At 49.6% G+C, this 23,792-nt stretch carries 21 protein-coding genes; 8 read left to right on the forward strand and 13 right to left on the reverse strand.

The annotated features are described in order from the left end of the window. Positions 1-65: 65 nt before the first annotated feature. Positions 66-1,514: a capsule assembly Wzi family protein gene (locus tag TW77_RS00590; protein ID WP_046003019.1), complete on the reverse strand. Its 1,449-nt coding sequence runs from the start codon at positions 1,512-1,514 to the stop codon at positions 66-68. Between the two features lie 147 nt (positions 1,515-1,661). Here TW77_RS00590 and waaA point away from each other — a divergent pair, with 147 nt between their 5' ends. Then, a complete protein-coding gene (waaA, locus tag TW77_RS00595; RefSeq protein ID WP_046003089.1) occupies positions 1,662-2,933 on the forward strand; it encodes a lipid IV(A) 3-deoxy-D-manno-octulosonic acid transferase in 1,272 nt (423 codons plus the stop codon). After that, a complete protein-coding gene (locus tag TW77_RS00600) occupies positions 2,934-3,479 on the forward strand; it encodes a DUF1415 domain-containing protein (RefSeq protein WP_046003020.1) in 546 nt (181 codons plus the stop codon). 30 nt (positions 3,480-3,509) lie between these two features. Here TW77_RS00600 and TW77_RS00605 read toward each other — a convergent pair whose 3' ends face one another. The 5 genes from TW77_RS00605 to purL all read right to left on the reverse strand — a co-directional run bounded on the left by TW77_RS00605 (position 3,510) and on the right by purL (position 11,480). After that, complete coding sequence (locus TW77_RS00605; protein ID WP_046003021.1) at positions 3,510-3,830, reverse strand: YdbL family protein; 321 nt, start codon at positions 3,828-3,830, stop codon at positions 3,510-3,512. A gap of 11 nt (positions 3,831-3,841) precedes the next feature. Then, on the reverse strand, positions 3,842-4,021 hold the full coding sequence (locus TW77_RS00610; RefSeq protein WP_046003022.1) for a YnbE family lipoprotein: 180 nt from the start codon (positions 4,019-4,021) through the stop codon (positions 3,842-3,844). Between the two features lie 15 nt (positions 4,022-4,036). Then, positions 4,037-6,655, reverse strand: coding sequence for an intermembrane phospholipid transport protein YdbH family protein (locus tag TW77_RS00615; protein ID WP_046003023.1), 2,619 nt, complete (start codon positions 6,653-6,655; stop codon positions 4,037-4,039). A 105-nt stretch (positions 6,656-6,760) separates the two neighbouring features. Continuing rightward, on the reverse strand, positions 6,761-7,303 hold the full coding sequence (locus TW77_RS00620) for a hypothetical protein (RefSeq protein ID WP_046003024.1): 543 nt from the start codon (positions 7,301-7,303) through the stop codon (positions 6,761-6,763). Positions 7,304-7,595: 292 nt separating this feature from the next. After that, positions 7,596-11,480, reverse strand: coding sequence for a phosphoribosylformylglycinamidine synthase (gene purL, locus TW77_RS00625; protein ID WP_046003025.1), 3,885 nt, complete (start codon positions 11,478-11,480; stop codon positions 7,596-7,598). Between the two features lie 182 nt (positions 11,481-11,662). On the opposite strand from purL, the gene mltF reads away from it, so the two are divergent. Both mltF and TW77_RS25570 read left to right on the forward strand, forming a co-directional pair. After that, positions 11,663-13,051 carry a membrane-bound lytic murein transglycosylase MltF gene (gene mltF / locus TW77_RS00630; RefSeq protein ID WP_046003026.1) on the forward strand — a complete coding sequence of 463 codons (1,389 nt, stop codon included), beginning with the start codon at positions 11,663-11,665 and terminating at the stop codon, positions 13,049-13,051. Between the two features lie 118 nt (positions 13,052-13,169). After that, positions 13,170-13,334, forward strand: coding sequence for a hypothetical protein (locus TW77_RS25570; protein ID WP_164488156.1), 165 nt, complete (start codon positions 13,170-13,172; stop codon positions 13,332-13,334). Here TW77_RS25570 and tadA read toward each other — a convergent pair. Continuing rightward, entirely contained in the window at positions 13,325-13,846 is a 522-nt protein-coding gene (tadA, locus tag TW77_RS00635; protein ID WP_082078775.1) for a tRNA adenosine(34) deaminase TadA, read from the reverse strand. The genes TW77_RS25570 and tadA overlap by 10 nt on opposite strands. 170 nt (positions 13,847-14,016) lie before the next feature. Between tadA and TW77_RS00640 the strand changes: the two genes are divergently transcribed. Continuing rightward, positions 14,017-15,321: an inosine/guanosine kinase gene (locus TW77_RS00640; RefSeq protein ID WP_046003027.1), complete on the forward strand. Its 1,305-nt coding sequence runs from the start codon at positions 14,017-14,019 to the stop codon at positions 15,319-15,321. A 51-nt stretch (positions 15,322-15,372) separates the two neighbouring features. On the opposite strand, the gene glsB is transcribed toward TW77_RS00640, so the two are convergent. The 4 genes from glsB to TW77_RS00660 form a co-directional block, all read right to left on the reverse strand. Continuing rightward, positions 15,373-16,302, reverse strand: coding sequence for a glutaminase B (gene glsB, locus TW77_RS00645; RefSeq protein ID WP_046003028.1), 930 nt, complete (start codon positions 16,300-16,302; stop codon positions 15,373-15,375). A 115-nt stretch (positions 16,303-16,417) separates the two neighbouring features. Then, a complete protein-coding gene (locus tag TW77_RS00650) occupies positions 16,418-16,981 on the reverse strand; it encodes a phosphoribosyltransferase (protein ID WP_046003029.1) in 564 nt (187 codons plus the stop codon). A gap of 846 nt (positions 16,982-17,827) precedes the next feature. Continuing rightward, positions 17,828-18,385: a hypothetical protein gene (locus TW77_RS00655; protein WP_046003030.1), complete on the reverse strand. Its 558-nt coding sequence runs from the start codon at positions 18,383-18,385 to the stop codon at positions 17,828-17,830. 1 nt (position 18,386) lies between these two features. Next, complete coding sequence (locus TW77_RS00660) at positions 18,387-18,692, reverse strand: helix-turn-helix transcriptional regulator (protein ID WP_046003031.1); 306 nt, start codon at positions 18,690-18,692, stop codon at positions 18,387-18,389. 218 nt (positions 18,693-18,910) lie between these two features. On the opposite strand from TW77_RS00660, the gene TW77_RS00665 reads away from it, so the two are divergent. Next, positions 18,911-19,444: a DinB family protein gene (locus TW77_RS00665; protein WP_046003032.1), complete on the forward strand. Its 534-nt coding sequence runs from the start codon at positions 18,911-18,913 to the stop codon at positions 19,442-19,444. A gap of 37 nt (positions 19,445-19,481) precedes the next feature. Here TW77_RS00665 and TW77_RS00670 read toward each other — a convergent pair whose 3' ends face one another. Further along, positions 19,482-20,978 carry a Calx-beta domain-containing protein gene (locus tag TW77_RS00670; protein ID WP_046003033.1) on the reverse strand — a complete coding sequence of 499 codons (1,497 nt, stop codon included), beginning with the start codon at positions 20,976-20,978 and terminating at the stop codon, positions 19,482-19,484. 312 nt (positions 20,979-21,290) lie between these two features. Between TW77_RS00670 and TW77_RS00675 the strand changes: the two genes are divergently transcribed. After that, on the forward strand, positions 21,291-21,551 hold the full coding sequence (locus tag TW77_RS00675; protein ID WP_205623835.1) for a hypothetical protein: 261 nt from the start codon (positions 21,291-21,293) through the stop codon (positions 21,549-21,551). 70 nt (positions 21,552-21,621) lie between these two features. Here the strand turns inward: TW77_RS00675 and TW77_RS00680 are convergent, their stop codons facing one another. Beyond that, complete coding sequence (locus TW77_RS00680; RefSeq protein ID WP_046003034.1) at positions 21,622-22,734, reverse strand: FAD-dependent monooxygenase; 1,113 nt, start codon at positions 22,732-22,734, stop codon at positions 21,622-21,624. Positions 22,735-22,833: 99 nt separating this feature from the next. Between TW77_RS00680 and TW77_RS00685 the strand changes: the two genes are divergently transcribed. Beyond that, on the forward strand, positions 22,834-23,751 hold the full coding sequence (locus TW77_RS00685; protein WP_046003035.1) for a LysR family transcriptional regulator: 918 nt from the start codon (positions 22,834-22,836) through the stop codon (positions 23,749-23,751). Positions 23,752-23,792: the final 41 nt, after the last annotated feature.

Consider the following 23,792-nt stretch of genomic DNA (forward strand, 5'->3'; position numbering starts at 1 on the left):
GACTCTGTATTCGTTACAAAGTCAAAACTAACCCGTGTTAAATTAAATGGTAACGCTGTGTGTCGCTACCAGTATACATTGACAGATAGCCAAGTGTAGTTTTCGCCAAACACATCTTTGCCATAGGTCAGCACTGTCTCTACCTGCTTGTCATAGAGGCGTCGGGTATTGGCAATTTGAAGCTGTCTGGCTTGCTCATAATTTCTGATATGTTGTATGCCAAACGCCACAAATTGATTGCTATTTTTAACTGTGGATAGCTCAAGACGCCACATTGAGTCTGTGCTTTCCCGATAAGTCATTTCGACTAAGTGAGCTCTGCTCGGCACACCATCGAGAAAGCTGCGCTGATTGGCAACGGCATGCCCAACCACAAACCCATCTATCGTGTTCCCTTTCTCAGGATAAATGTAATTTTGGTACCATAAACTATGCATGTTGGAGTGTTCATACCTAAATGTCAGACTTTTTGTCAATGCAGGCAGATAGAAACCAAAATTAGAGGCTATATTTCCAAACTGATAGTTCTTATGCTCTTTGGTGTCTTCTCCACCATATTCAAGGTACCACTCAACAGGCATAAACCAGTTTGTTTTAAATACCGATGTAATACTTGCCCATTGATCACCCAGTTCGGCATCGGAACTCCCCACTTTTTCGAAGTTATCATTTCCAGCGGGATCAAAATACGCTTTGACAACATCTTTGAAGCCCACTTCACGCGGACCACCGCCAAATTGCATCATCCGGTTGATACCAATTTTCCAATTATCCAGCGGTTCAAAACTAAGATGGGTACCTGCAAGCTTAGGTGTACCATCATGAAATGTACCCTGATATAAAATTCCGTCCTCGACGTGTTCCAGTTCCGAGTAGAAAAGTTCAAAATCAAAGTTCCACCAATTATCTAATGGCAGATTTAATCCCAAAGAGGCCGACAATGGCGTCTTGGCATTGTTTGAATACACTTGAGCAGCATGCTTGAACGGCGAGAACCAGTGCTCTTTGTAGCCCAAAGTAAGTTGTAAGTTATCCCCACCTATGGCGTAGAATGTATTGTAAGGCACAACCTTGCCTACATCGACACGATATTCTGCGCCGATTTGAACCAAACTTGTGTTACTGCCACGCCAGATCCCATCGAATGAGAGCTCAGCATACTCGCTACTATAATTTCCTCGGTCATTCGCTAGCTGTTGTACGTCGCCAGAATCCACTCTCAGCTTAATACCACGACGAGTAATTGCGTCTCTTTCAAGGTACGGAGCCAATCGCGTTTTAATATTTTGATGTAAGACTGGGTCTACATGCGCAAGCTCAGATAAGGTTTTATTGATTTCGGTGATCCGATACGGCTTAGACATTGGCGTGGTGCCGGTCAAAGCAAACATCTGGTCAATCTGATATTCCAGGATGTTGTCTTTACCCAAAGGTAAGAATGCCGTTGGCATTGCAAAAGCCTGCGCTGCACCTAGCAGACACAATGAAGAAAGCGTGATAGTACGAAAGGACAACGTAAAACCTTTTAAAGTTGGAGATTTTGCCCGATTTTAGCAAATTCCCACCCGCTGAGCACCAAGGCAACTGTGATAATTTGTACGTGTGTTATCGCTTTTTCAGGCCGACAAGTTAAAATAAGCGTTTTTATACTGATGGCTGCCATGATCCGACATTTATATTCTCTGCTACTGCTGGCATTGTGCCCTCTCATTGTATTGTATCTCTACGTTATCAGGGGAAAAAAGAATCCGCACTATAAAGCGCATTTCTCGGAGCGCTTCGGCTCAGTGGCAAAAGAGTGTGCAGAGCAAGCAATCGTTATCCACTGCGCCTCGGTAGGAGAAGTGCTGGCCGCCACGCCGCTTATCAAGGCGCTTCTGCAAGAACATCCGAATGATGCATTTGTACTGACCTGTAATACCCCAACGGGCCGCGAACAGCTCAATCAGCTATTTGGCAACAGTGCGCGAGATATCACCATTTGCTATTTGCCAATCGATTTTGCCTTCGCGACGCGACGCTTTATTCGACACTTGCGGCCAAAGGCATTATTGGTACTGGAAACTGAGTTGTGGCCAAATCTGTTTTATTATGCCAACCAGGCACACTGTCCGGTTGCCCTCATCAATGCCCGTTTGTCTGAGAAATCCTTCGCTGGATATCAAAAAGTTGCCCCTTTGAGTCGATTTTTAATGCGTCAGATTAGCAGACTGGCCAGCCACAACCAGGATGATGCAGCGCGCTTTGTAAAGCTGGGACTGGCTCAGGACAAAGTCACGGTGACGGGCTCAATCAAGTTTGATATCGCACTGGATGATAGCCAGCAGGATAAAATTGACGAAATTAAGGCACAACTTGGCGCACGTCCCGTTTGGGTCGCCGGTTCCACCCATCCCGCAGAACACGAGCAGGTACTGGCAGCGCATCAGCAACTGTTAACTCAACTGCCCGATGCGCTGTTAATTATTGCGCCCAGGCACCCGGAGCAGTTCGACAAAGTCGCGGCATTAATTGAAGCTCAGGGGTTCAGCTATAGCCGCCGCAGCCAATCATACACAATACCATCCCAGGTTTTGCTGGCAGACACTTTGGGCGAGCTAAAGCTATTATACGGGTGTGGGAAAATCGCCTACATTGGCGGCAGCCTGATTGAGCGTGGTGGTCATAACCCACTTGAAGCTGCGGCCTGCTCGGTCGGTGTGCTAACCGGGCCTCACACTTATAACTTTGCCCACATCTATCCGGAACTGTTTGCACTGCAAGGTGCCATTGAAGTGGCTGACTCACACCAGTTAGCCGATACTTTACTGGCGTATTTAAGCTCAACGCAACGTGCAACAGAATTGGGTGCACAGGCACAGGCTTGCCTGGCCCGCAACCAGGGCGCCATTGCGCGCAGTGTTACCATGATCAACTCTCTTTTGGAAAAATAAATGCACCATATTGCCGTCAAAGCGATGCAAAACTGGGTCAGCTCAGTGATCGTCAAATATAACTTTTGTCCGTTTGCCCGCAAGGAAGTTGAGCAAAATGCGATTCACTATCGAGTCTGTGAGTCGCAATCCCCCGAAGATGCCGTGATGGACATGCTCGATGAGTGCCAGGCGCTGACGCAGACACCTGAACGGGAAACCAGCCTGCTTATTTTCACTCAGGGCTTTGCTGATTTTGACGCATTTTTAGATTTGGTTGACCTGGCAAATGCGCTGCTGGTTGCACAGGGTTATGAGGGGATTTTCCAGCTTGCCAATTTCCACCCGGATTATGTGTTTGCAGATGCAGAAGAGGACGACCCAGCCAACTACACAAATCGTGCGCCCTACCCGGCTTTGCACGTGATCCGTGAAGCCAGCATGGCTGAAGCACTGGAAAGCTATGATGATCCCGAGTCAATTCCGGATAACAATATCCGACTGGCACGCAGAAAAGGAGCCGCGTTTTGGCAACAGTTACTGCACCAGTGTCTGCAAGAGAAATAAAAGTCAGGGCGGACTATACCGCCCACACTGTTACTTTCTAACCCACTTACCGTCTACTTTCACAAAGTGACCGGGTGCCGTTTTGGCAAAGGTTTTCTTGGCAGCCATCACTTCAACCTGGCTCAGGCTGATGCCGTTTTTCTTGGCCAACTGCTGATACTTTGCTTTGCGCTTGCTGTTTACTTCCTCTACCAGCTTGTTCACTTCGCTGTTGCCCTTAATCACACCCAGATAGCCGGTTGCGGTTTCGCCAACTAAGCCCTGGGATTTTGCATCATCCAGAGAAATGGCCAATACCGAAAAGCTCATGCAAGCTGCGGCAATCGTGGTGAGTAACTTAGATGCGTTCATGATCTGGCTCCTTAGAATAGTTCACTGTCATCGCTGAACAGATCGTCCAGCTCTTTGTCGACCTTAACACGGATCTCATGGTCAACTTTGACGTTTAAGTTGATGGTGATTGGCTCTTTGGTTTCTACCTGTACTTTATGTGTACAGGCCGATACCAAAACAGCGAACACCAAAGTTAGCATCCATTTCATGCTGAGTTGCTCCTATTAGTTTAAAGCTTTTTCCACTTCCTGAGTAATTTCATCGCTCAGGCGCAATGCCCTGAACAGGGTATAAATATTTTCACTGTGCGTATAATTAAAATTCACGGGCTGTTTTTGCTGCTTGTTTTCACCGGCTATTTTCACAGCCAATTCCAGCTGCCCGTCTTGTGCCATGTTCACGTCAGCACTTAATGTTTCAATACTCAACTCGTCCAGTACACCAAACACCGTTTGTAATTCCGGACGCTGAGCCTTTAGGGCATTGAATGATGCATTATCCTCTACCTTGAGCATACTATCCACCACATTGCTGAGATAGCCATCACGGATCTCGGCCTGCCCGTTGCGTATAAACACCGGCAGTCTGCCGGAAACCTGGCCATGTAGCTCAACGCCAGACTCTCGGCCCGCTTCTGAGATCAGCATCAGGTCCAGGTCGCTGGCCGTCACTAAAATCTCCTGATCTTGCTTACTCAGTAAGATTTGCTCAGCCGCTAACTGGCCGCCAAATACATTGGCCCTGAACTGACGTAACACCGGCATATTGCTGTCTGAAGTTATCTGACCTTGTACGTCTGTCAGCACAGCCCCCGAGCGCACTTCGGTGATACTCAGTGGCGCAGGTTCAATCATCAGCTCACCCGCATGCCACTTTCCCTTCATTGGCAAGTCCAGCTCCGACACATAATGGTGCTCATATAAAAACGCGGCGTCATCCACATTCATTTCAAAATCAAAAGCCTGCCGCGTCAGCTCACCCGTAACCTGAGCATTGATCAAACCCTGCTCAATTTTAAGTTTAGGCACAAATTGGCTGGCTAATGACTGCAGCGCCCCCAGACCATGATCGGCCAGTGTCAGAGTAAATGGCATTAACCCAGCTTCCAGACGATGCGCCAGTTGTAACTCCAGGTTATCCAGGGTCAGTGTATGATTCAGTGCCAGTTGTTCACTTCCTGCAATACTGCCGCTCGTTCGCATCTCGACATCTCTGAGCACCAATTGAGGGTGCGCCAGCAACTCAATCACCGAGTTGCCCGTTAGCTTGCCAACCGGGCCCTCGCTGTGTAATTGACCACGGAACTCAAGCTGCTGATGCAAGTCTTTGCCTCTTACTTCCTGGCGTTTGAATGAGCCAACCCGAATATCGCTATGGACCGTGGCTGCCAGCATGGCATTGATATCACCATGTCCTGTGATGCTCAGATTGCGCCCCTGTACGCCACTGATCAGATAGCGCTCTACATCAGAATTGAGCTGCCATTGCAGCAATGCAAACGGGGCTTTTGTCGCTGAAACATCTTGCTTAGCCACATCGAATGTGGCTTGACCAGACAACCTGGTCGAAAGCGCCTCCAGGCTCAGGTTTTCTGCCGTCACAGTCTGTGCCTGGGGTTGTACTGCAAAGGTTAAATTTAACTGCTCTGTGACTGTGCCCAGCAACGCAAACTCGCTGCGTAAAGTTAAGTCCTGCCAGTTAACAGGCAGCTCAGCCGGCGCCTGCGCCACCTCAAGGGTGACTGTGCCTTTGCTATCCAACTGTGTACCGGCAAGCAACATATCGACTTGTGCCTTCAGCAGATTAAGCGCGTCGCTTTGATGTGAGAGCATCAGTTTACTGCGTACCTGCTGCCCGGTAACCTGATATGTCAGATCACTGAGTGTGACTGACGTTACGCCATTGCCATCAGACACACGCAATTCAGGCAAACGTACCTTATCCGCATTCAGCGTCACCGGCTCAGTGACTTGGGCTCGCCACTGTGCCGACCAAAGGCTGTTTTGCCAGGACTGTGGGAGCTTTGCAAGCAACGACTCACACTCAGGCACGCTCACATCGGCAGGCAACTGGCTCAGATCCACCTTGCCACTTTGACTGCTCAGATCCCACCGTCCGGAGATCACACCATTGACCTGAATCTCAGGCTGGCACTGAGGCAAGGCATAGCTCAATGTGCTCTGTAACTGAATATCTGCGTTGACCGTCAGGCCATCAAAACGGGTTTCAACAACCCCTGTCAAAGCCGACACTTCCACAGGCAAGTTGGCCTGACGCAACACATTCTGTACAGCGGGGCTAGATAGTTTCAACGCACTGAGCAGTTCAGTATCATACAAGTCGATATCGGCTTCTACATCCCCGCTGATAGTAAACGCAAAGTCATCGCGCTGGGTTACGCTCAGGTTCAGCGGCGCTGGTAACAAGAAACTCGATACGGTGAGTGCCTCAATCTGGAGTGTCGGCATGCCCTCTGGCAAATCAAGCTGTAAAGGCGCAGGCGTGTGCGCCACCTCAGTGTCGCTTGCAGTCTCAACCGCACGATGGACCACACTCATACTGCCCACCTGCAAATGGTCGCCGTCAAAAGTGGCATTACTCAGCTCCACCGTTATGCCATCACTGCGCCAGCACAGCCGCTCGATTGCCAGTCTGTCCCAGCTATCGACAGACCAGTCTAAGCACTCCAGCAAGCCCTGTTCTTCAGTCAGTATTTGCTTGCCAATGGTGAGTGTCAGTGGCACGCGAAAATAATAAACAGTGATCCCTATCGTAAACAGGGCAAATAACAGAATAAGAAAAAAACGCCGCATCGCTATCAGGTACTTATTGAAAACTTGCATAAGTGTAAGGGATCTTGGTGGCGATGTAATGTCTGCCACAGTAAGAAGATGTAAAGTTTGCAAAAGTCCCTTACAGGTTTGTTACCTGCTGGTCAGTAAATTCGCTTACAACTGGCCCTGTTCCTTTAGTTCTTCGAGTCGCTCTCGCTCCGCGAGGATCATTTTGATCATATTGACGCGAATATCTGCTTCCAGCTGCTTGTATTCAGACAACTGCTGTTCAAGTAATGCGATTTCGTCCACTTTAGCGCTGTCACGGTACTGCTTTAATCCTATGTGCTCAACCGGTACTGAGTCTGTTGACGCTTCTGTTTCTTCGTTTTGTCGTATTTGCAAAGGGCGCTGCTGCACGGATTGTATCAGCTTACTGAGCTGTGCCTGTAGTTTACGGATCAACGCCTGGATAACTTCCATAGCTTTTTCCAGGTCCTCATAATCCTCTTTGAATACCGGGTTATCTTCTTTGTACTGCCCCGCTTCTTCGTCTAGCTCTTTTGACAGCAGTGGGGGGGTGACCTCAGCTTTTTTGCTATCCTGAGTCTCTTGTTGAGCATTCACATTCAACGCCTCATCGCTGTTACTGTGAACTGGTGCATGCGATGCCGGCTTGTGTGCTAAAGCACTGCCTGGGTGTATTTGTATGTCCATACTCACTCCTTGATTGCCATTATCGGACACCGGTTTCTTGCGACCGGAGTACCTCTAATTCAACCATTGTATCGGTATTTACATAAAAAACTTAAGGACAGAAAGTATAAGGGGCAAATAATACTAAACCATGAACAGGGTGAATTTGTGAGCAATAAAAAAAGGTCACCGAAGTGACCTTTCCTTTTAAGCTAGTTGAGGCACTGCATATTGATTCGTCCTGAAGCGGCGGCCCGGCTTTTCGTCCCTGAAAAGCGTTCGACTAACTGCGAAACTTCGTTTCGGTTCAGTCTCACCCAACATTCTTACGTGCGTTACGGAACATGCGCATCCACGGGCTGTCCTCTTTCCACTCGTCCGGGTGCCAAGAGTTAGCCACAGCACGGAATACACGCTCTGGGTGTGGCATCATCACGGTTGCACGGCCATCCGTTGAGGTAATACCTGTAATACCTTCTGGTGAACCATTCGGGTTGTTCGGGTATTGCGTGGTTGGCTTACCAAAGTTATCCACGTACTGAACGGCTACTGTGCCAGACTCAAGGGCGGTTTTCACCGCTGCGTCGTTGGCAAACTCAGCATGGCCTTCACCGTGTGAGACTGCGATTGGCATACGAGAGCCCGCCATACCCTGGAAGAATACTGACGGGCTTTCTTGTACTTCAACCAGGCTGAAGCGTGCTTCAAAACGCTCTGACTTGTTGGTTACAAAACGTGGCCAGTGCTCAGTGCCTGGGATCAGCTCTTTCAGTGTTGATAGCATCTGACAACCATTACACACACCTAAGCTGAACGTATCCTGGCGCTCAAAGAAGGTTTGGAACTGGTCACGTGCCATATCATTGAACAGGATTGACTTAGCCCAACCTTCACCCGCGCCCAGTACGTCACCGTACGAGAAGCCACCACAGGCTACAAGGCCTTTGAACTGCTCCAGTGTCAGGCGACCTTCCAGGATGTCACTCATGTGTACGTCGACTGCGGCGAAGCCTGCACGGTTAAAGGCGGCTGCCATTTCAACGTGCGAGTTAACGCCTTGCTCACGCAAGATTGCCATCTTAGGTTTAGCACCGGTTGCAATGTAAGGTGCTGCTACGTCTTCGTTTAAATCGAAGCTCAGTTTTACGTTCAGACCAGGGTCTTTTTCGTCAAACTTGGCATCAAATTCTTGCTTAGCACACTCAGGGTTATCACGCAGTGCCTGCATCTTGTACGTCGTTTCTGCCCAGATAGTACGTAGTTCAGTACGGGTATTGGCAAGTACTGCTTCACCGCCACGGTTGAAGATCACTTTATCTTCTGTGTTTAGTGCACCGATAGTGTGGCTGATTGCCGCAAGGCCGTTATCAGCTAACACGGCTTCAACTGCTGCAAGGTCGGAATTTCGAACCTGGATCACAGCACCCAGCTCTTCGTTATAAAGCGCTTCGATGTCAGAGCCTGTCAGGCTATCCAGGTTTACTGTCACACCGGTGTGACCTGCGAAGGCCATTTCCGCTACCGTTGTGAATAAACCACCGTCTGAACGGTCGTGGTAAGCCAGTAGCTTCTCGTCAGCAACCAGCGCCTGCATCGCGTTGTAAAAGCCTTTTAACAGCTCTGGGCTATCAACGTCTGGCGTCTTGTCACCCAGTTGCTTGTAAACCTGTGCCAGGCTTGATGCACCCATACGGTTTTGACCTGCACCCAAATCAACTAAGATCAGGCTTGAGTCACCTTTATCAGTGCGAAGCTGAGGTGTGACTGTTTTACGAATGTCTTCGACACGGCCAAATGCAGTGATGATCAAAGAAAGTGGTGCAGTGACCGCCTTGTCTTCACCCTCGTCTTGCCATGTTGTCTTCATTGACATGGAGTCTTTACCCACAGGGATAGTCAGGCCAAGTGCTGGACACAGCTCTTCACCGACCGCTTTAACCGCTTCGTAAAGACCTGCGTCTTCACCCGGGTGACCCGCTGCTGCCATCCAGTTTGCAGACAGCTTGATGTTATCAAGACCACCAATGTTTGCGCCAGCAATGTTCGTTAACGCTTCTGCGACGGCTAAACGTGCCGATGCACCATAGTTTAGCAGTGCCGCTGGTGTGCGCTCACCCATTGACATGGCTTCACCGTGGTAAGTATCAAACGCCGCTGCGGTTACCGCACAGTTTGCAACTGGTACCTGCCAGGGACCAACCATCTGGTCACGTGCCACCAGGCCTGTTACCGTACGGTCACCAATGGTGATAAGGAATGTTTTCTCAGCAATGGTCGGCAGACGAAGTAAACGCTTAGCTGCTTCTTCAACGTCGATGCTGTCAGTGTTCAGGGCTTGGCCTTCAACTTGCTTTGACTCAACGTCACGGTGCATCTTAGGTGCTTTACCAAGTAGTACTTCAAGCGGAAGGTCTACCGGGTTGTTATCAAAGTGGCTATCCGCAACGGTCAGATGACGCTCTTCAGTTGCTTCACCGATAACGGCGTATTGTGCACGCTCTCGCTTACAGATTTCTTCAAAACGCGCAAAGTCTTCTGCCGCAACAGCCAGTACGTAACGCTCTTGTGATTCATTACACCAGATCTCGTGCGGTGCCATGCCCGGCTCATCGTTCGGGATGTTACGCAGCTGGAATTTACCACCACGGCCACCGTCGTCTACAAGCTCAGGGAATGCGTTTGAAAGACCACCCGCGCCCACATCGTGGATAAACGCAATGGGATTTTCGTCGCCAAGCTGCCAGCACTTGTCGATCACTTCCTGACAACGACGTTCCATCTCTGGGTTTTCACGCTGTACAGAAGCGAAATCTAAATCTTCGTTTGACTGACCAGAAGCCATGGATGAGGCAGCACCACCACCCAGACCAATGTTCATCGCCGGACCACCAAGGGCTACTAGCTTAGCGCCAACCGGGATTTCACCTTTTTGCACGTGCTCAGTACGGATGTTACCCAGACCACCTGCCAGCATAATTGGCTTGTGGTAACCACGTACCTCTTCGCCATTGTGGCTGTTTACTTTTTCTTCGTATGTACGGAAGTAACCCAGCAGGTTTGGACGACCAAATTCGTTGTTAAACGCCGCGCCACCCAGAGGACCGTCAATCATGATGTCGAGTGCATCAACGATACGGCCAGGCTTGCCGAAGTTGCTTTCCCACGGCTGCTCAAAGCCCGGAATGCGCAGGTTAGAGACGGTAAAACCAACCAAACCCGCTTTTGGCTTAGAACCACGACCGGTTGCGCCTTCGTCGCGAATTTCACCACCAGAACCGGTTGATGCGCCTGAGAATGGCGCAATCGCCGTTGGGTGGTTGTGGGTTTCTACTTTCATCAAGATTTCAATATTCTCTTGATTGTAGCTGTACTCACCGTCTTTATTTGGGAAGAAACGACCCGCTTTAGACCCCTTCATAACCGCTGCGTTATCTTTATAAGCAGACAGGACATTTTCCGGGTGCGTCTCAAAGGTGTTTTTGATCATTTTGAACAGCGACTTTGGCTGCTCTTTGCCGTCGATTGTCCAGTCGGCGTTAAAAATTTTGTGACGACAGTGCTCAGAGTTCGCCTGTGCGAACATAAATAGCTCGATGTCGTTCGGGTTGCGACCCAGCTTGGTGAAGTTTTCAACCAGGTAGTCAATTTCGTCGTCTGCTAATGCGAAACCTTGTTCAACGTTTGCCGTAACAAGCGCTTCACGGCCACCGCCAAGAATGTCTACAGATGACATTGGGCGCGGCTCTTCTACGCGGAATAACTGACCCGCGTCTTCCAGTTTGCTGTGCACTGACTCGGTCATACGGTCGTGCAATAGCTTAGCTACCTCAGCTGTCTGCTCTGCGCTTAGCGCGCCCTCAACATAGTAGGCAATACCACGCTCTACGCGGTGTACTTTATCCAGACCACAGTTGTTGGCAATGTCTGTGGCTTTAGAAGCCCAGGGCGAAATCGTGCCAATTCGCGGCGTCACTAAGATCAGGGTTCCTTCAGGCGCATGTTCGGCAATGGTCGGGCCGTACTTTAAAAGCTTGCTCAGCTTGTCCAGTTCAGACTCAGAAAGTTCCGCTGTCAGATCGGCAAAATGCATGAACTCGGCATACACGCCAGTGACTGGCAATTGCGCATCGTTACAGCTTTTAAGGATTTTTTGAACTTTGAAATCAGAAAGTGCAGGTGCACCACGTAGGATCAACATAGGTATTTTCATCCGGGGTTAAGGATTGAACGATATTTTGGGCCGCCATTATAGTCGATTTGGCCTCCTTATTTAACTCAAATTTAGCAATTATCGAAAAAAAGCCCCTTCACAAAAGCGCCGTTAATTGCGAGCATGGAAGCCTCTGTCACCCTAGTTTAACCCGGAGTCAAAAGTCACTTATGCGTTTGCTTTCCTCTGTGCTGGTACTGTGCATGCTGCTGTTGTTAAGCAGCTGCGAAAAAATGCCTGCCACACAACTACAAAAGATCAAAGCGCAACAAGCGATCCGCATTGGCACCTTAGTTGGGCCCGCCACCTTTTATCAGGGCATTGGCGGTGAACAGGGATTTGAATACGAGCTGGCAGAGCAGTTTGCTGATGAGCTGGGGGTTGAGCTACAGATAGTGCCCTTTTTCAGCCTGAAAAAACTGTTTGAGCGGCTGCAAAGTGGCGACCTGGACATTGCCGCAGCCGGACTCACTTACCACCCACAGCGTGCCGAGCATTTTCGGTTTGGTCCCAGCTATCGGGAGATCAGCCAAAAGCTGGTATTTAAGCAAGGCAATACCCGGCCACGTAACTTTGCCCAGTTAACCGGCCCGGTCACCGTGCTGGCTAACAGCCACCATGTGATCTCGTTGCAGGTGGCACAGCAGCAGTATCCCGAACTCAGCTGGCAAAGTGTGGATGACCGGGATCAGGAAGAGCTGCTGCAAGGGATCATCGACGGCAACATACAATACACTGTGGTCGACTCTCACTCACTGGCGCTGTTTCGGCGCTATCACCCCAATGTCAGTATTGCCTTTTCTGTCACTCAATCCGATCCGGTCGCCTGGGTCCTGCGCAACGACCAGGACGACTCTTTGTATGCTCTGCTGCCACCATTCTTTGCCAGAATGCAACAGTCTGCACAGCTGGCGGCGCTCGAAGAAAAGTACTTTGGCCATGTTCAGCGCTTTAATTACGTCAATACCCTGGCGTTTGTTGAGGCAAGCAAAACCACGCTACCCAAATATCAGGACTGGTTTATGCAGTACGCACAGCAACATCAGCTCGACTGGCGATTACTGGCCGCGCTGAGCTATCAGGAATCGATGTGGAACCCCAGGGCTAAATCGCCCACCGGCGTACGCGGGATCATGATGCTGACCCAACGCACAGCCAAGCAGGTGGGCGTAACCCATCGACTGAAACCCGAGCAAAACATTCGTGGCGGCGCACGCTATCTGCGTAAGCTCATTAACCGCATTCCCAAACAGATCAGTGCACCAGACAGAACCTGGTTTGCCCTGGCTGCGTATAACGTCGGGTGGGGTCATGTGAATGACGCGCGTAAGCTGACCCTGCGTCAGGGCGGCGATGCAACCAGCTGGGCAGAGGTGAAAAAACGACTACCACTGCTGACTAAAAAGCGCTACTATCGAAAGACTAAATATGGATATGCGCGCGGCGATGTGGCAGTAACTTATGTAGATAATATTCGCCGGTACTACGACGCCCTGATCTGGTTAGACGAAAATGGGGCCCTTCAAGCCAATACGGACTCAGAGCAACCCGCTCACTGATCTGCAAGGCGTCCAGTTAGGTATCCGGTGTGAATTTCAGCGCCTGTCATCAGGCTGACACACTATTACGATATAGCTGTCGCGCGTAGTTGTTCTCTCACTAAAAATGGAGGTTACGATGCTAAGAAGACGTCGTACTCATCAATTTAAACGTAATACGCGCAACACCAACCCAAATCGTCGCCGTGTTATGTTACGCAACATTCACCGTAAAATTTTATTACGCCGCCGCATTTATGCGTTAATCCAAATCGCGGCAGACGAAAGAGCGGCTCAGTCCTGAGCCGCCTCGTCGTTTAACCCCGCCTGACGCGCTTTTTTCTGCGCCTTGATCTCTTTACGGCGACGACGGAAAAACGCCGACAACTTTTCGCCACACTGCTCCGCCAATACCCCACCTAATACCTCAACCTGATGATTCAGTTTCGGCTCTTGCAGCAGGTTCATGATGGATCCCGCAGCACCCGTTTTGGCATCCGCTGCGCCAAACACCACCCGCTTAATACGGCTGTGCACCAGCAAACCGGCACACATAGGGCACGGCTCTAACGTCACATACAGAGTGCAATCCACCAGCCGATAATTTTCGACGCGCTGACCGGCATCTCTAATCGCCAGCATCTCGGCATGCGCGGAAGGGTCATGACAACAAATCGAGCGGTTCCAGCCTGCGCCAATCAGCTCGCCGTCTTTGACCACCACGGCGCCAACCGGGATCTCATTTTCCTGCTCAGCCTTGTCGGCATACTCCAGTGCCTGCTGCATCCAATAAAGATCTTGCTGTTGTTCGTCCACCTGTGTGCTCCTGGGTACAAAATGGAGGATATTCTAGCGTATTGTCGCGAACTGCGCACTGTGACAGTTATATTGCTAAAATTAGCAAATTGCCATGGCTCATTGATATCAATTTAAGCTATAATTCGCCGCTTTTTTTATTTGACGAGCTCAACACACACGGGTAAAACATGAAATTTCCGGGCCGCAGAAGACATAAACATTATTTTCCAGTTGAAGATAAAGACCCCATAATTAACCAGTTACATGTCGTTGATCGACTTAAACGCAACTACATTTGTGGTATTGACCAAATCGTAGTAGATATCGAAGCTAAGGTTGATCAGGCCTTCCTTGATGAGTTTGGGCTGCAACGCGGTATGTCTCAAGTGATAGACAATGATGTCACCAACGCGCTCTATGACCGCCTGAAACGTGATGACATGATTGACTATGAATTTGCTGGCGGCACCATAGGCAATACCATGCACAACTACTCCGTGCTGGCGGATAGCCGCTCGGTGTTGTTGGGCGTAATGAGCGAAAACATTCAAATAGGCAGCTACGCCTATAAGTTTTTGTGTAACACCTCCAGCCGCGTCGATCTTGATTACCTGCAACCTGTGCCCGGTCCCATCGGCCGTTGCTTTACCCTGATTGACGACAGTGGCGAACGTACTTTCGCGATCAGCGCCGGTATGATGAACCATCTGAAACCAGAGTCTATCGACAAGTCGTTGATTGAAAACGCCTCCGCTTTGGTGATCAGCGCCTATCTGATGCGTACCTCAGGCGAAGAAACCATGACTCAGGCAACCATGCAGGCAGTGAAGTATGCCAATGATGCCGGTGTGCCTGTGGTATTGACGTTAGGCACTAAGTTCCTGATTGAACAAGACCCCGCGTGGTGGGCAGAATTCGTTGAAAAACACGTCGATATTCTGGCCATGAACGAGGAAGAAGGCGAAGCCATCACAGGTTTTGACGATCCGCTACTGGCCGCCGACAAAGCGCTGGACTGGGTAGACTTAGTGATCTGTACCGCCGGACCAAAGGGCCTGTTTATGGCCGGTTACGTGGACGACGAGAAAAAACGCGAAACCGAATATCCGCTGCTGCCAGGGGCCATTCCCGAATTCAACCAGTATGAGTTCTCCCGCGCCATGCGCCGCAGTGCCTGTAAACAGCCAATCAAAGCATACAGCCACACCGCCCCTTACATGGGTGGACCAGACACCATCAAAAACACCAATGGTGCCGGAGATTGTGCGCTGGCTGCAGTACTACACGACTTATCAGCCAATGTGTATCACAAGATAAATGTACCCAATTCGGCCAAGCATGAGCAGCATGCCATTACCTATTCCTCACTGGCGCAGATCAGCAAATACGCTAACCGTGCCAGCTACGAAGTCTTAGTTCAGCATTCGCCACGCCTGTCGCGTGGGTTGCCAGAGCGAGAAGACTCACTGGAACAAACCTACTGGGATCAGTAAACAATAAAAAATGGGAGCCGAGGCTCCCATTTTTTATGTCTCTGCGCTCGGTTAAAACAACGCGGTGCCCAGCTTTTCAGCCAGCAACTCCAGCGCCGCTATACCGGCCACGGAATTACCCACTTTATCTAACCCCGGCGACCACACCGCTACCGTAAAGCGCTCTGGTGCCACCGCGATGATGGTGCCCGACACCCCGGATTTACCCGGCATGCCTACCCGATAGGCAAAGTCTCCGGCGGCGTCGTACAAGCCACTGGTGAACAACAAAGAATTAAGCTGCTGGGTCTGCCGAGCACTCAGTACCCGCTGACCGCTTTGTTGACAGATGCCGCCGGTTGAAAGATAAGAAAACGCCTGCGCCAGTTCACACACATTCAGCTCAATGGCGCAAAAGTTAAAATACGACCACAGCACTTCTTCAACCTGATTATCAAAGTTGCCGAATGATTTCATCAGATAGGCCATGGCGGCATTACGATAGCGATGGTCGTACTCAGACTGTGCCACCACCTTGTTAATGCCCACCTTAGGATTAGCGGTATGGCTGCGGTAGCTCTCCAGCATAGTGTGGATAGGCGCACTCAGGCGGCTGAATAAGGCATCGCAGGTTACAATGGCACCGGCATTGATAAAGGGATTGCGGGGAATACCATTTTCAAACTCCAGCTGAGTCAGGGAGTTAAATGCGGTGCCCGACGGCTCTTTGCCCACCCGCTGCCACAGCTCATCGCCATAACGCTGCAATGCCAGCGTCAGGGTCATCACCTTAGACACAGACTGAATGGTAAAGCGGCTGTCACAGTGACCGGCACTAAAGGTTTGCCCGTCGGCGGTATGTAATGCAATGGCAAACTGACCCAGTGACTGCTCGGCAAGCGCGGGGATGTAATCGGCCACTTTTCCCCGGTGAGACAGGGGCTGCATCTGCTGTGCAACCTGTTGCAAAATAGCCTGATAATCGGGCGTAGCGTTAGTCATAGAGAGCAAACATCATATCAAAAAGCACAATAGCGCGAGTGTAACAGATTTACACCCACAAAAAAGCCGCACGGGCGTTTGCCGGTGCGGCTGTCACAATGCAACTGGCGTCTGTTTACTTAGTAAACAGCTCTTTGATATTAGCCAGGTCAGATTTGCCCGCTATCAGCTCATCCGGCGTTAATCCAGATAACTCATGGGGGAAGACCAGCCACTCGTCCGACTCATGGATAAAGTAATCCGGCGTCATCGGCACTTTTTTATTGGTTGGTTTGTAGTAAGGACAGGCAACACGAATGTCTTTTGGCAGGTTCAGGCGCATCAGCTCTTCGAGTTTTTCACGCAGCGCATAAATACTGCGGCCCGAATCAAACACGTCGTCCACAATCAGCAAAGAGTCGCCCGCATTGGCGTTCTCAACAATGTAATGCAAACCGTGTACTTTGATCTCTTTCGACTGCTTGCCAATACCATAGTAAGACGACGTACGCACCGCAATGTGGTCTGTTTCTATGCCCTTGTAATCATAGTATTCCTGAACCGCAATCCCGATAGGCGCACCACCACGCCAGATGCCGATAATAAAGTCAGGACGAAAGCCGTCTTCATAAACCTGAGCCGCCAGTCGAAATGAATCTTCAAGTAATTGTTGCGCCGTGATATAGCACTTGTCAGACATACAAACCCCGTGTCATTGAGCAAAGAACACCGCACAAACCTGAGTAAAAGGCACCAATACAAGCACCCCATCAGACAGCACGGCTGAGAATAACGTATAACCGAGTATTTTAGCTGAGTAGAAAAAAAATTGCTTGCGCTAGCGCAGTTTTTTTACAGGATGATGACTGAATGGAATTGGAACGCTGACTGCTTAACCTGAGCGTGAATGAACGACTGGCAGTAAAACACTTTTACCGCCAGTCTGATACTCGTGCATTAGCCGGTAACCGAATAGCCCCGAAGATGGCAATTAAATGAGCCTGACACCTGAGCGCCGCCCAAAGTGTACGACGAGTGCGAGCTCAACGTGGGCTTTACCGGGTTTAAGACTTGGGGGGCTTCTCAATTGGCTGTATTCTGACTGGCAACCCTCGATCATCTGGCTTGTTAACCCCACCCTGAACTTTTAACAAATCTGATTTGCTGATGTTTTTCATTCCTATGCTTCCTTCCACCCTATTCAAATAATTAACGCTACTTTTGCCCAATGAAGCCTTAAGCGAAGCGCTACTCTCCAACCATAAAATTTAAGATTTTGTCGGCTTTTCAATCGGTTGCGTTCTGAGTGGTAGATCTCGCTCACCGGGCTTTGTCGGACTGCCTCCATGTACTTGTAATAATTCTGTTTTACTGATTGTTTTCATACCAATGCTTCCTCGCTTTTGTTTGCATATCTCACCCGGTTAATCACCGCATGATGAAATTATTAATACACACTTTTGTGCACAATGGCAAACTACAATAGTTGACCTCGAGTCGCCAGGTATGCGCTCTCATAAGCGCACATCTGTTTAACTATCACTGGCTATTTAAGTGAATCCGGCGCATAACTATTATCGCCGTGCACCTTGTAAAACCGTTCCCGCTCTGGGGTTTTAACTGCGTAGGTTAGCAAGCCAAAGCACGTCAGTAAGTTCAGAGTGATCAATATAAAATTGCGCACGCCATTGCCCATGATCCAGCCATCTATGACATAAAATTTGTATAGCCAAACTTCCAGGTAATTAAACGCCGCCAAGGCAAAGTCTATTGCGCTCAAAAAAATTAATCCAATCTCTTGCACCGAGAAATGATGATTCTTATACACACGAAAGAAAAACGATGCCCCCGTGAGCTGGTGTAGAGCAAACGCAATGCGGTTTCTATAAATAATGGGCACTAAAAACAACAAACACATCACCATATTGTACAAAGGCATGTGCGTCGTCCATGTATAGCTAACCTTATAAAGAGCTGCGTCAACGATTTCGATACCAGTCAATAAAATCAGAAAATATCGTGAGCATTCATATTTCCAGGTATAAACCAAGGCAGTTAACAGGAATGGGATCTCGATAAAACTAAAAATTGTATAAAAATCCATCTCACGACTCCTCTTCTTCGTTTTGTTCTTCCGGGCTGGCAGGTGGCTTGTCACTTAAAAAATTAAAATACAAGGCAACCAGGTCCTTGCCAAAAATCATAAAAATATCCAGCAGCTGGGCACTGGTCATATCCGTTTTGCCACTTTCCCAGTTGCTGACCGTTGACTGGTCAACCGCTGACGACATTTTCGCGGCCAGATCTTTTTGGCTTAAACCAAGCTCATTGCGCATCTGGCGAATGGAGCGCTGGATCAGCCGGTTAAACCGGTCAATTTCCTGCTGTCGCTTCCTTGGGCTATGCTTCATTCTCTTTTCCATGGGTTAAAATTGTAAACAGATAATTACCACAAGTTAACTGCAGCAACAACTGAATTGCGAAGGGCTGTAGACATCTATGAATATATTCATCACCCCTTGCCTTTTTTGTTTATATTTATGAATAATTATCAGCTACTTGTATTAGTATTATTGCCACAATCACCGCCATTATCAGCGCAACTAAACACACCCGAAAGGACACGCCCATGAGCCAACTTACCCAGTTCAGACTACTGGCAAATTACAATCAGTGGATGAATCAAAAAGTGTATACCGCCGCCGCACAGCTGAGCGATGCTGCCCTAAAACAGGATCGGGGTGCATTTTTTGGCTCGATACTGGGCACTTTAAACCACCTGGTTGTGGCAGATCTTATCTGGCTAAAACGCTATGCCGCCTGTGAAGCCTGCGCCGATGTGCTGGCCGCTGTGGTGGCACAGGACGACCCCACCAGCCTGGATCAGTGTTTATTTGACGATTTGGCGCAGTTAACTGACTATCGTCAGTGGCTGGATGGGCAGATCTTAGGTTTACTACAGCATTTACAGGACAGTGATTTGACAAGCGTGTTGACCTATCGCAACAGCAAGGGTGTGACGTATCATAAACCCTTTGCCAGTTTACTGACGCATTTATTCAATCACCAGACTCATCACCGTGGTCAGGTATCGACATTACTCAGTCAGGCGGGTGTGGACGTCGGGGCCACCGATCTTTTGCTGTTAATTGATGACGTATAAGGAAATGGCCTCCTGTTGGAGGCCACTTTAGCAGAGGTTACTCACACCCTTTTTGGATGCTCGATGTCCAGACTTTCAGGACAAAGTCGTTGTAATCGCGGTCGTTTTGGTCTTCCCAGTACTGCTTGTCGCCATACACACGATAGTTAGTGGTCAGCTGGCCAGGGTTACCGTTAATCGACAACACATAGTCGTAGCTGGCGCCTTCAATGACATCATAACTGCCCGAGCCACCGTATTCATCCAGCAACTTCACATAGCTGCCATTGACCCGCACACCCCAGTCATTGTTGTAGCCTGCGCTTTCACTGACAAACTGATAATGAATGCGGGTGTAGTTATCTGGTATACACGCAGGGTCATTATCTTCTATGGTGCCGGTAACAGACGCAGAGCCGCTGGTATGTGTTGCACCTTCAACCAGCAAGGTGAAAGCCTCGCTGGCTTCATGCTCGTCATCATCCACAGTTGCAATATTGAGTGTTGCACTTACTTGTCCCGCAGCTATCGTAATACTGGCAGGCGGCGGCGTGTAATCACCCGCAGACGTGGTATCGTCCAGCACACTGACATCCAGCGTCACATCCTGATAGTAAGCGTTGTTCAGGGTAATCTGATATTCGAGTTGTCCCCCTTCAGACACCACATCTGTGATTGCTTCAAGGGTGAAAGTGGGTTCAGGATCGGTCTCGCAACTGGGTGTGGTGTAACAGGCCACGGGCTGATCGGTGTTCACTGCTAAGTCGTTCAGCCGCACCGGTACCGTGGCCAGCAAACAGGTATTACCCGACTGAGGGTTGAGTTTATAGAGTTTAGAGCGATTAACATGACCATAGTCGTTGATCAGAGTACGGCTGACAACGATTTCACCCGCCTGATTCAACGCCGCACCAGTGGCCGCGGTAAGACTATGATTTGCCAGCTTTGTTGCTTTAAAGGTGGTTTTATCTAGCTGATAAACACTGCGACTGGTAACCAGATACCAGTTACCATTTTGGATAACCAGATCGCCACGGAACTTACCTTTCAGTGACCCCAGTGCCCCTAACTCGGTTGCTTCACCGGTAGCTTTGTTGATTTCATACAGCTTTTTAAAATCGGTGCCCAACAGCGCGTCGCGCTCGGGGTCATACACCATACTCAGCACCTGCGAGGTTCTGCCCACCAGCGTGTGGGTATCGGTGGCAAAATCATAGTAGGCCAGGCGCAGGTATTTAAAGCGTTTGCCCTCTATGGGCAGATGAGTTAACTGCTCCGCGCTGAGGTTCAGGTGGCTCACATCAACCTGATATTCAAACGGTCTCGGCGCTGACACATAATACATGCGCTTACTGGTTTGATCATACGCCAGCGCAGAGGCACTAAACTCTGCCAGCGTGTGTGCAAATGCGCTGTCATCTTGTTCGTTCAGGCCAAATAAAATACCGACATCGCCACGGCCAGCATTAATGCCATACAGCTGACCGGTACAGGTATTTGCGTAGGAAACGGAAGATGCCACCAGGGCAATCAAAGAAAGTGATGTTTTTAGCATGGTAATAAACTCGTGTGGTTCATCCAAATTCAGGCTAATACAACACAAAGTAATGACACATCTACATCCACTGTACGATGCGATTTCCTATTCCATTAGGAGTGAGTGCTTCCATTATTATCTTTGCAATCTGCAGCTATGATGCGCGCAAATATACAACAAAGCAACATAAAAATAAGAAAATTGGATTAGAATTTAATAAAAACCATCTAAAGAGCTGCTTTTCTGAATAATCTCAGCATTATACGGATCGCTTGAATTTTGCTCGCATCGTTCCTATTAAGTACTTTTATTCAGCAAAAGGAAATGACGATGATGGATCACACCGACATAGCTCTTGTACCCGTATTGTTAAAGGCTGGCCTTATTCTCGCCCTGATAGTGACCAGCCTGTGGTGCCTGGTCAGGATAGTGAAATGGGCCAAAGGTATGCCCAAAGCAGCCTACCTGGTAATGGCGATTTTTCCCCTACTGTCTTTGTTTCCTATCCCGCCCCCCGTATTTAAGAATGTGGCGAAAGCAAAACAGGAACAACGTAAACGTAAGGAAGCCCCGGGAGATCCTCCCGAGTAACAGAACCCTGACAAGCAGCTAAAACTCGGTTTAGGTTAAGCACATCAGCAGCTGGGCTCAACAGCCCATTTTATCCATCAAGCCCCTGCATCCATAGCCGGCTCAGCTGCGCCAGAGACATTGCAGAGTGAGTGGCCGATTCATCACTTTGCCCGGAAAAAAGCTGCTGCGCTAATTGTCGGCCGACATGCTGGGCCATGGTGGTTTTCTCTATCCGCAGTCGGTAAAACTGGCTTAACACGGCGCTGAGCGGGTCTCGCTGAGACATCAGGCAGGCCAGCTGCCAGGCGTCTTCCAATGCCTGACACGCCCCTTGTCCTGAGGTGGGTAATGACGCGTGCGCTGCATCTCCAATCAGCACCATATTGTCTTGATGCCAGTATGGGAGAGGATCCAAATCATGGACAAAAATAGGCCGGACCGACTCAGGTTCCGGGTGCTTCAGTACGGCCTGAACCGCTTCAGCCCAGCCGCCAAAGCGCTGCCTTAGCTCTCCCAGCCAGTCATGCTGAGTACGACTTTCATCGAGTGATGTGCGCCAGGCCCCGGCCCAGTAACATATATCCGGCCTTACGGGCACTATGCCAAAGCGCTCTGTGGGGTGGCGAAAGTCGCCAATATGATTGGCAAGGGTACCAGGCCTGAGCTTGCTTACCCCTATCACATTAATAAACCCCTGGTAGCAAGGTGTGCCCGCCTCGGCGAATAACATTTGGCGCACCACCGACTGCATTCTGCCATCAGCGCCAACGACCAGATCGTTCGCTTGCCTGAGGCTGTTTACTTCTTTACAGGTTACGGAGGTTGCAAATTTAATGGCTACCCCCTGCTCTGCCAGCGCCTCACCCAGTATCCGTATCAAGTCGCGACGCAGTATGGTCACGCTGGCATAGCCACAGTGCCGGTTTAGCTCGCCAATATCCAGGGTAGTTTGTCTGTTGCCGCTGCGGTCATACTGACACAGTGACTCAGGTGTGCCCCCTGCACGAATCACTTGCTGTGCCAGTCCCATTTTATGTAGCACATACATGGCATTGGGCCACAATGTAACGCCTGCCCCCATGGTTGTGAGAGTCGCAGCTCGCTCATAAACTTGCACCTCATGCCCTTGTTTTCTTGCCAGTATTGCCAACGCCATGCCCGCGACACCCGCGCCAATTATCGCTATACGTTTCTTTTGCATTGTTCACTTCCTTAAATAGATGAGCGCAGTGTGACAAAGCAGCAAAGCGGGATAAACATGCTAATATGGCTTTATAAATCCCACCAAATGAGACAATTAATGATTGAACGGACCGATATTCAATGGTTACTGAGCTTTGTGGCTGTGTATGAAAAGTTGAGCTTCAAACTGGCAGCAGAGCAACGTCTGTTGCCCACCTCTAATATCAGCCGTCATGTTGCCCAACTGGAGCACCACTTAAACACCCGACTGCTGGAGCGCACAACCCGGAAAATGCACCCGACAGCATCAGGTACACAGCTTTATGAGACCATAAAACCACTGCTACAAAGAATGGATGATGCACTGACAGAGGTCTGTGAGCACAGTGATGCGTTATCCGGGCACCTTAATCTGGTTATGCCAGATGTGCCTGTCCTGGCAACGCTTATCGCCGACTTCTGCCATCAGCACCCCGATATCACGCTCAGTTGCGATACCCAGCTCAATCCCTCGGAAGGTATTATGGAGGGCTTAGACTTGGTGATCCGCTTTGGCCGCGGCACCTTGATTGATTCGGGCTGGGTCGCACAACCCCTTCTGACACTGCCAAGCTGCGTTGTCGGGGCACCGGCTTTGCTTGCCGACCATGCCAATCTGCACACACTGGAAACACTGAGCAAAGTGCCCTGCATTACCAGCCTGACCGCACTACAAGGCACGCCCTGGCGATTTAAGCACAATAAAACCCTGCATGTGCAATCCAGCTATAAAGTTAACAGTGGCCACATGGCCAAAGCCGCCGCCATCCAGGGGCTGGGATTTGCCATTTTGCCCAGGCATATGTGCCAGGCGGAACTAAAGGCTGGCACGTTAGTTGAGGTCAAACTAGAGCATGAACCGGAAGATCTGGTGCTGTATGCTTTTTACTCGGGCCGTAAATACCCACAGAAAAAAGTCACCGCGCTTATCGCGCATCTGCAAACGGGGTTGAGTGAGCAAGACACGCAAGCGATTAACACGCCCGACTCCGGCTGAAGCCAGGCTTGCTGTTGGTACTTATTGAATGGTTAAATCAA

This window comes from Pseudoalteromonas rubra, assembly GCF_000967655.1.
Classification (GTDB): domain Bacteria; phylum Pseudomonadota; class Gammaproteobacteria; order Enterobacterales; family Alteromonadaceae; genus Pseudoalteromonas; species Pseudoalteromonas rubra_A.

Excerpts from the sequence above, each read along its gene's own strand:
- TW77_RS25570 (WP_164488156.1), top strand. The coding sequence starts at position 13,170 with ATGCTAAGAAGACGTCGTACTCATCAATTTAAACGTAATACGCGCAAC.
- purL (WP_046003025.1), bottom strand. The coding sequence starts at position 11,480 with ATGTTGATCCTACGTGGTGCACCTGCACTTTCTGATTTCAAAGTTCAA.
- TW77_RS00680 (WP_046003034.1), bottom strand. The coding sequence starts at position 22,734 with ATGCAAAAGAAACGTATAGCGATAATTGGCGCGGGTGTCGCGGGCATG.
- TW77_RS00685 (WP_046003035.1), top strand. The coding sequence starts at position 22,834 with ATGATTGAACGGACCGATATTCAATGGTTACTGAGCTTTGTGGCTGTG.
- TW77_RS00650 (WP_046003029.1), bottom strand. The coding sequence starts at position 16,981 with ATGTCTGACAAGTGCTATATCACGGCGCAACAATTACTTGAAGATTCA.
- TW77_RS00670 (WP_046003033.1), bottom strand. The coding sequence starts at position 20,978 with ATGCTAAAAACATCACTTTCTTTGATTGCCCTGGTGGCATCTTCCGTT.
- waaA (WP_046003089.1), top strand. The coding sequence starts at position 1,662 with ATGATCCGACATTTATATTCTCTGCTACTGCTGGCATTGTGCCCTCTC.
- TW77_RS00620 (WP_046003024.1), bottom strand. The coding sequence starts at position 7,303 with ATGGACATACAAATACACCCAGGCAGTGCTTTAGCACACAAGCCGGCA.
- TW77_RS00675 (WP_205623835.1), top strand. The coding sequence starts at position 21,291 with ATGATGGATCACACCGACATAGCTCTTGTACCCGTATTGTTAAAGGCT.
- TW77_RS00640 (WP_046003027.1), top strand. The coding sequence starts at position 14,017 with ATGAAATTTCCGGGCCGCAGAAGACATAAACATTATTTTCCAGTTGAA.
- TW77_RS00610 (WP_046003022.1), bottom strand. The coding sequence starts at position 4,021 with ATGAAATGGATGCTAACTTTGGTGTTCGCTGTTTTGGTATCGGCCTGT.
- TW77_RS00605 (WP_046003021.1), bottom strand. The coding sequence starts at position 3,830 with ATGAACGCATCTAAGTTACTCACCACGATTGCCGCAGCTTGCATGAGC.
- TW77_RS00665 (WP_046003032.1), top strand. The coding sequence starts at position 18,911 with ATGAGCCAACTTACCCAGTTCAGACTACTGGCAAATTACAATCAGTGG.
- glsB (WP_046003028.1), bottom strand. The coding sequence starts at position 16,302 with ATGACTAACGCTACGCCCGATTATCAGGCTATTTTGCAACAGGTTGCA.
- TW77_RS00600 (WP_046003020.1), top strand. The coding sequence starts at position 2,934 with ATGCACCATATTGCCGTCAAAGCGATGCAAAACTGGGTCAGCTCAGTG.
- mltF (WP_046003026.1), top strand. The coding sequence starts at position 11,663 with ATGCGTTTGCTTTCCTCTGTGCTGGTACTGTGCATGCTGCTGTTGTTA.
- TW77_RS00655 (WP_046003030.1), bottom strand. The coding sequence starts at position 18,385 with ATGGATTTTTATACAATTTTTAGTTTTATCGAGATCCCATTCCTGTTA.
- TW77_RS00660 (WP_046003031.1), bottom strand. The coding sequence starts at position 18,692 with ATGAAGCATAGCCCAAGGAAGCGACAGCAGGAAATTGACCGGTTTAAC.
- TW77_RS00615 (WP_046003023.1), bottom strand. The coding sequence starts at position 6,655 with ATGCAAGTTTTCAATAAGTACCTGATAGCGATGCGGCGTTTTTTTCTT.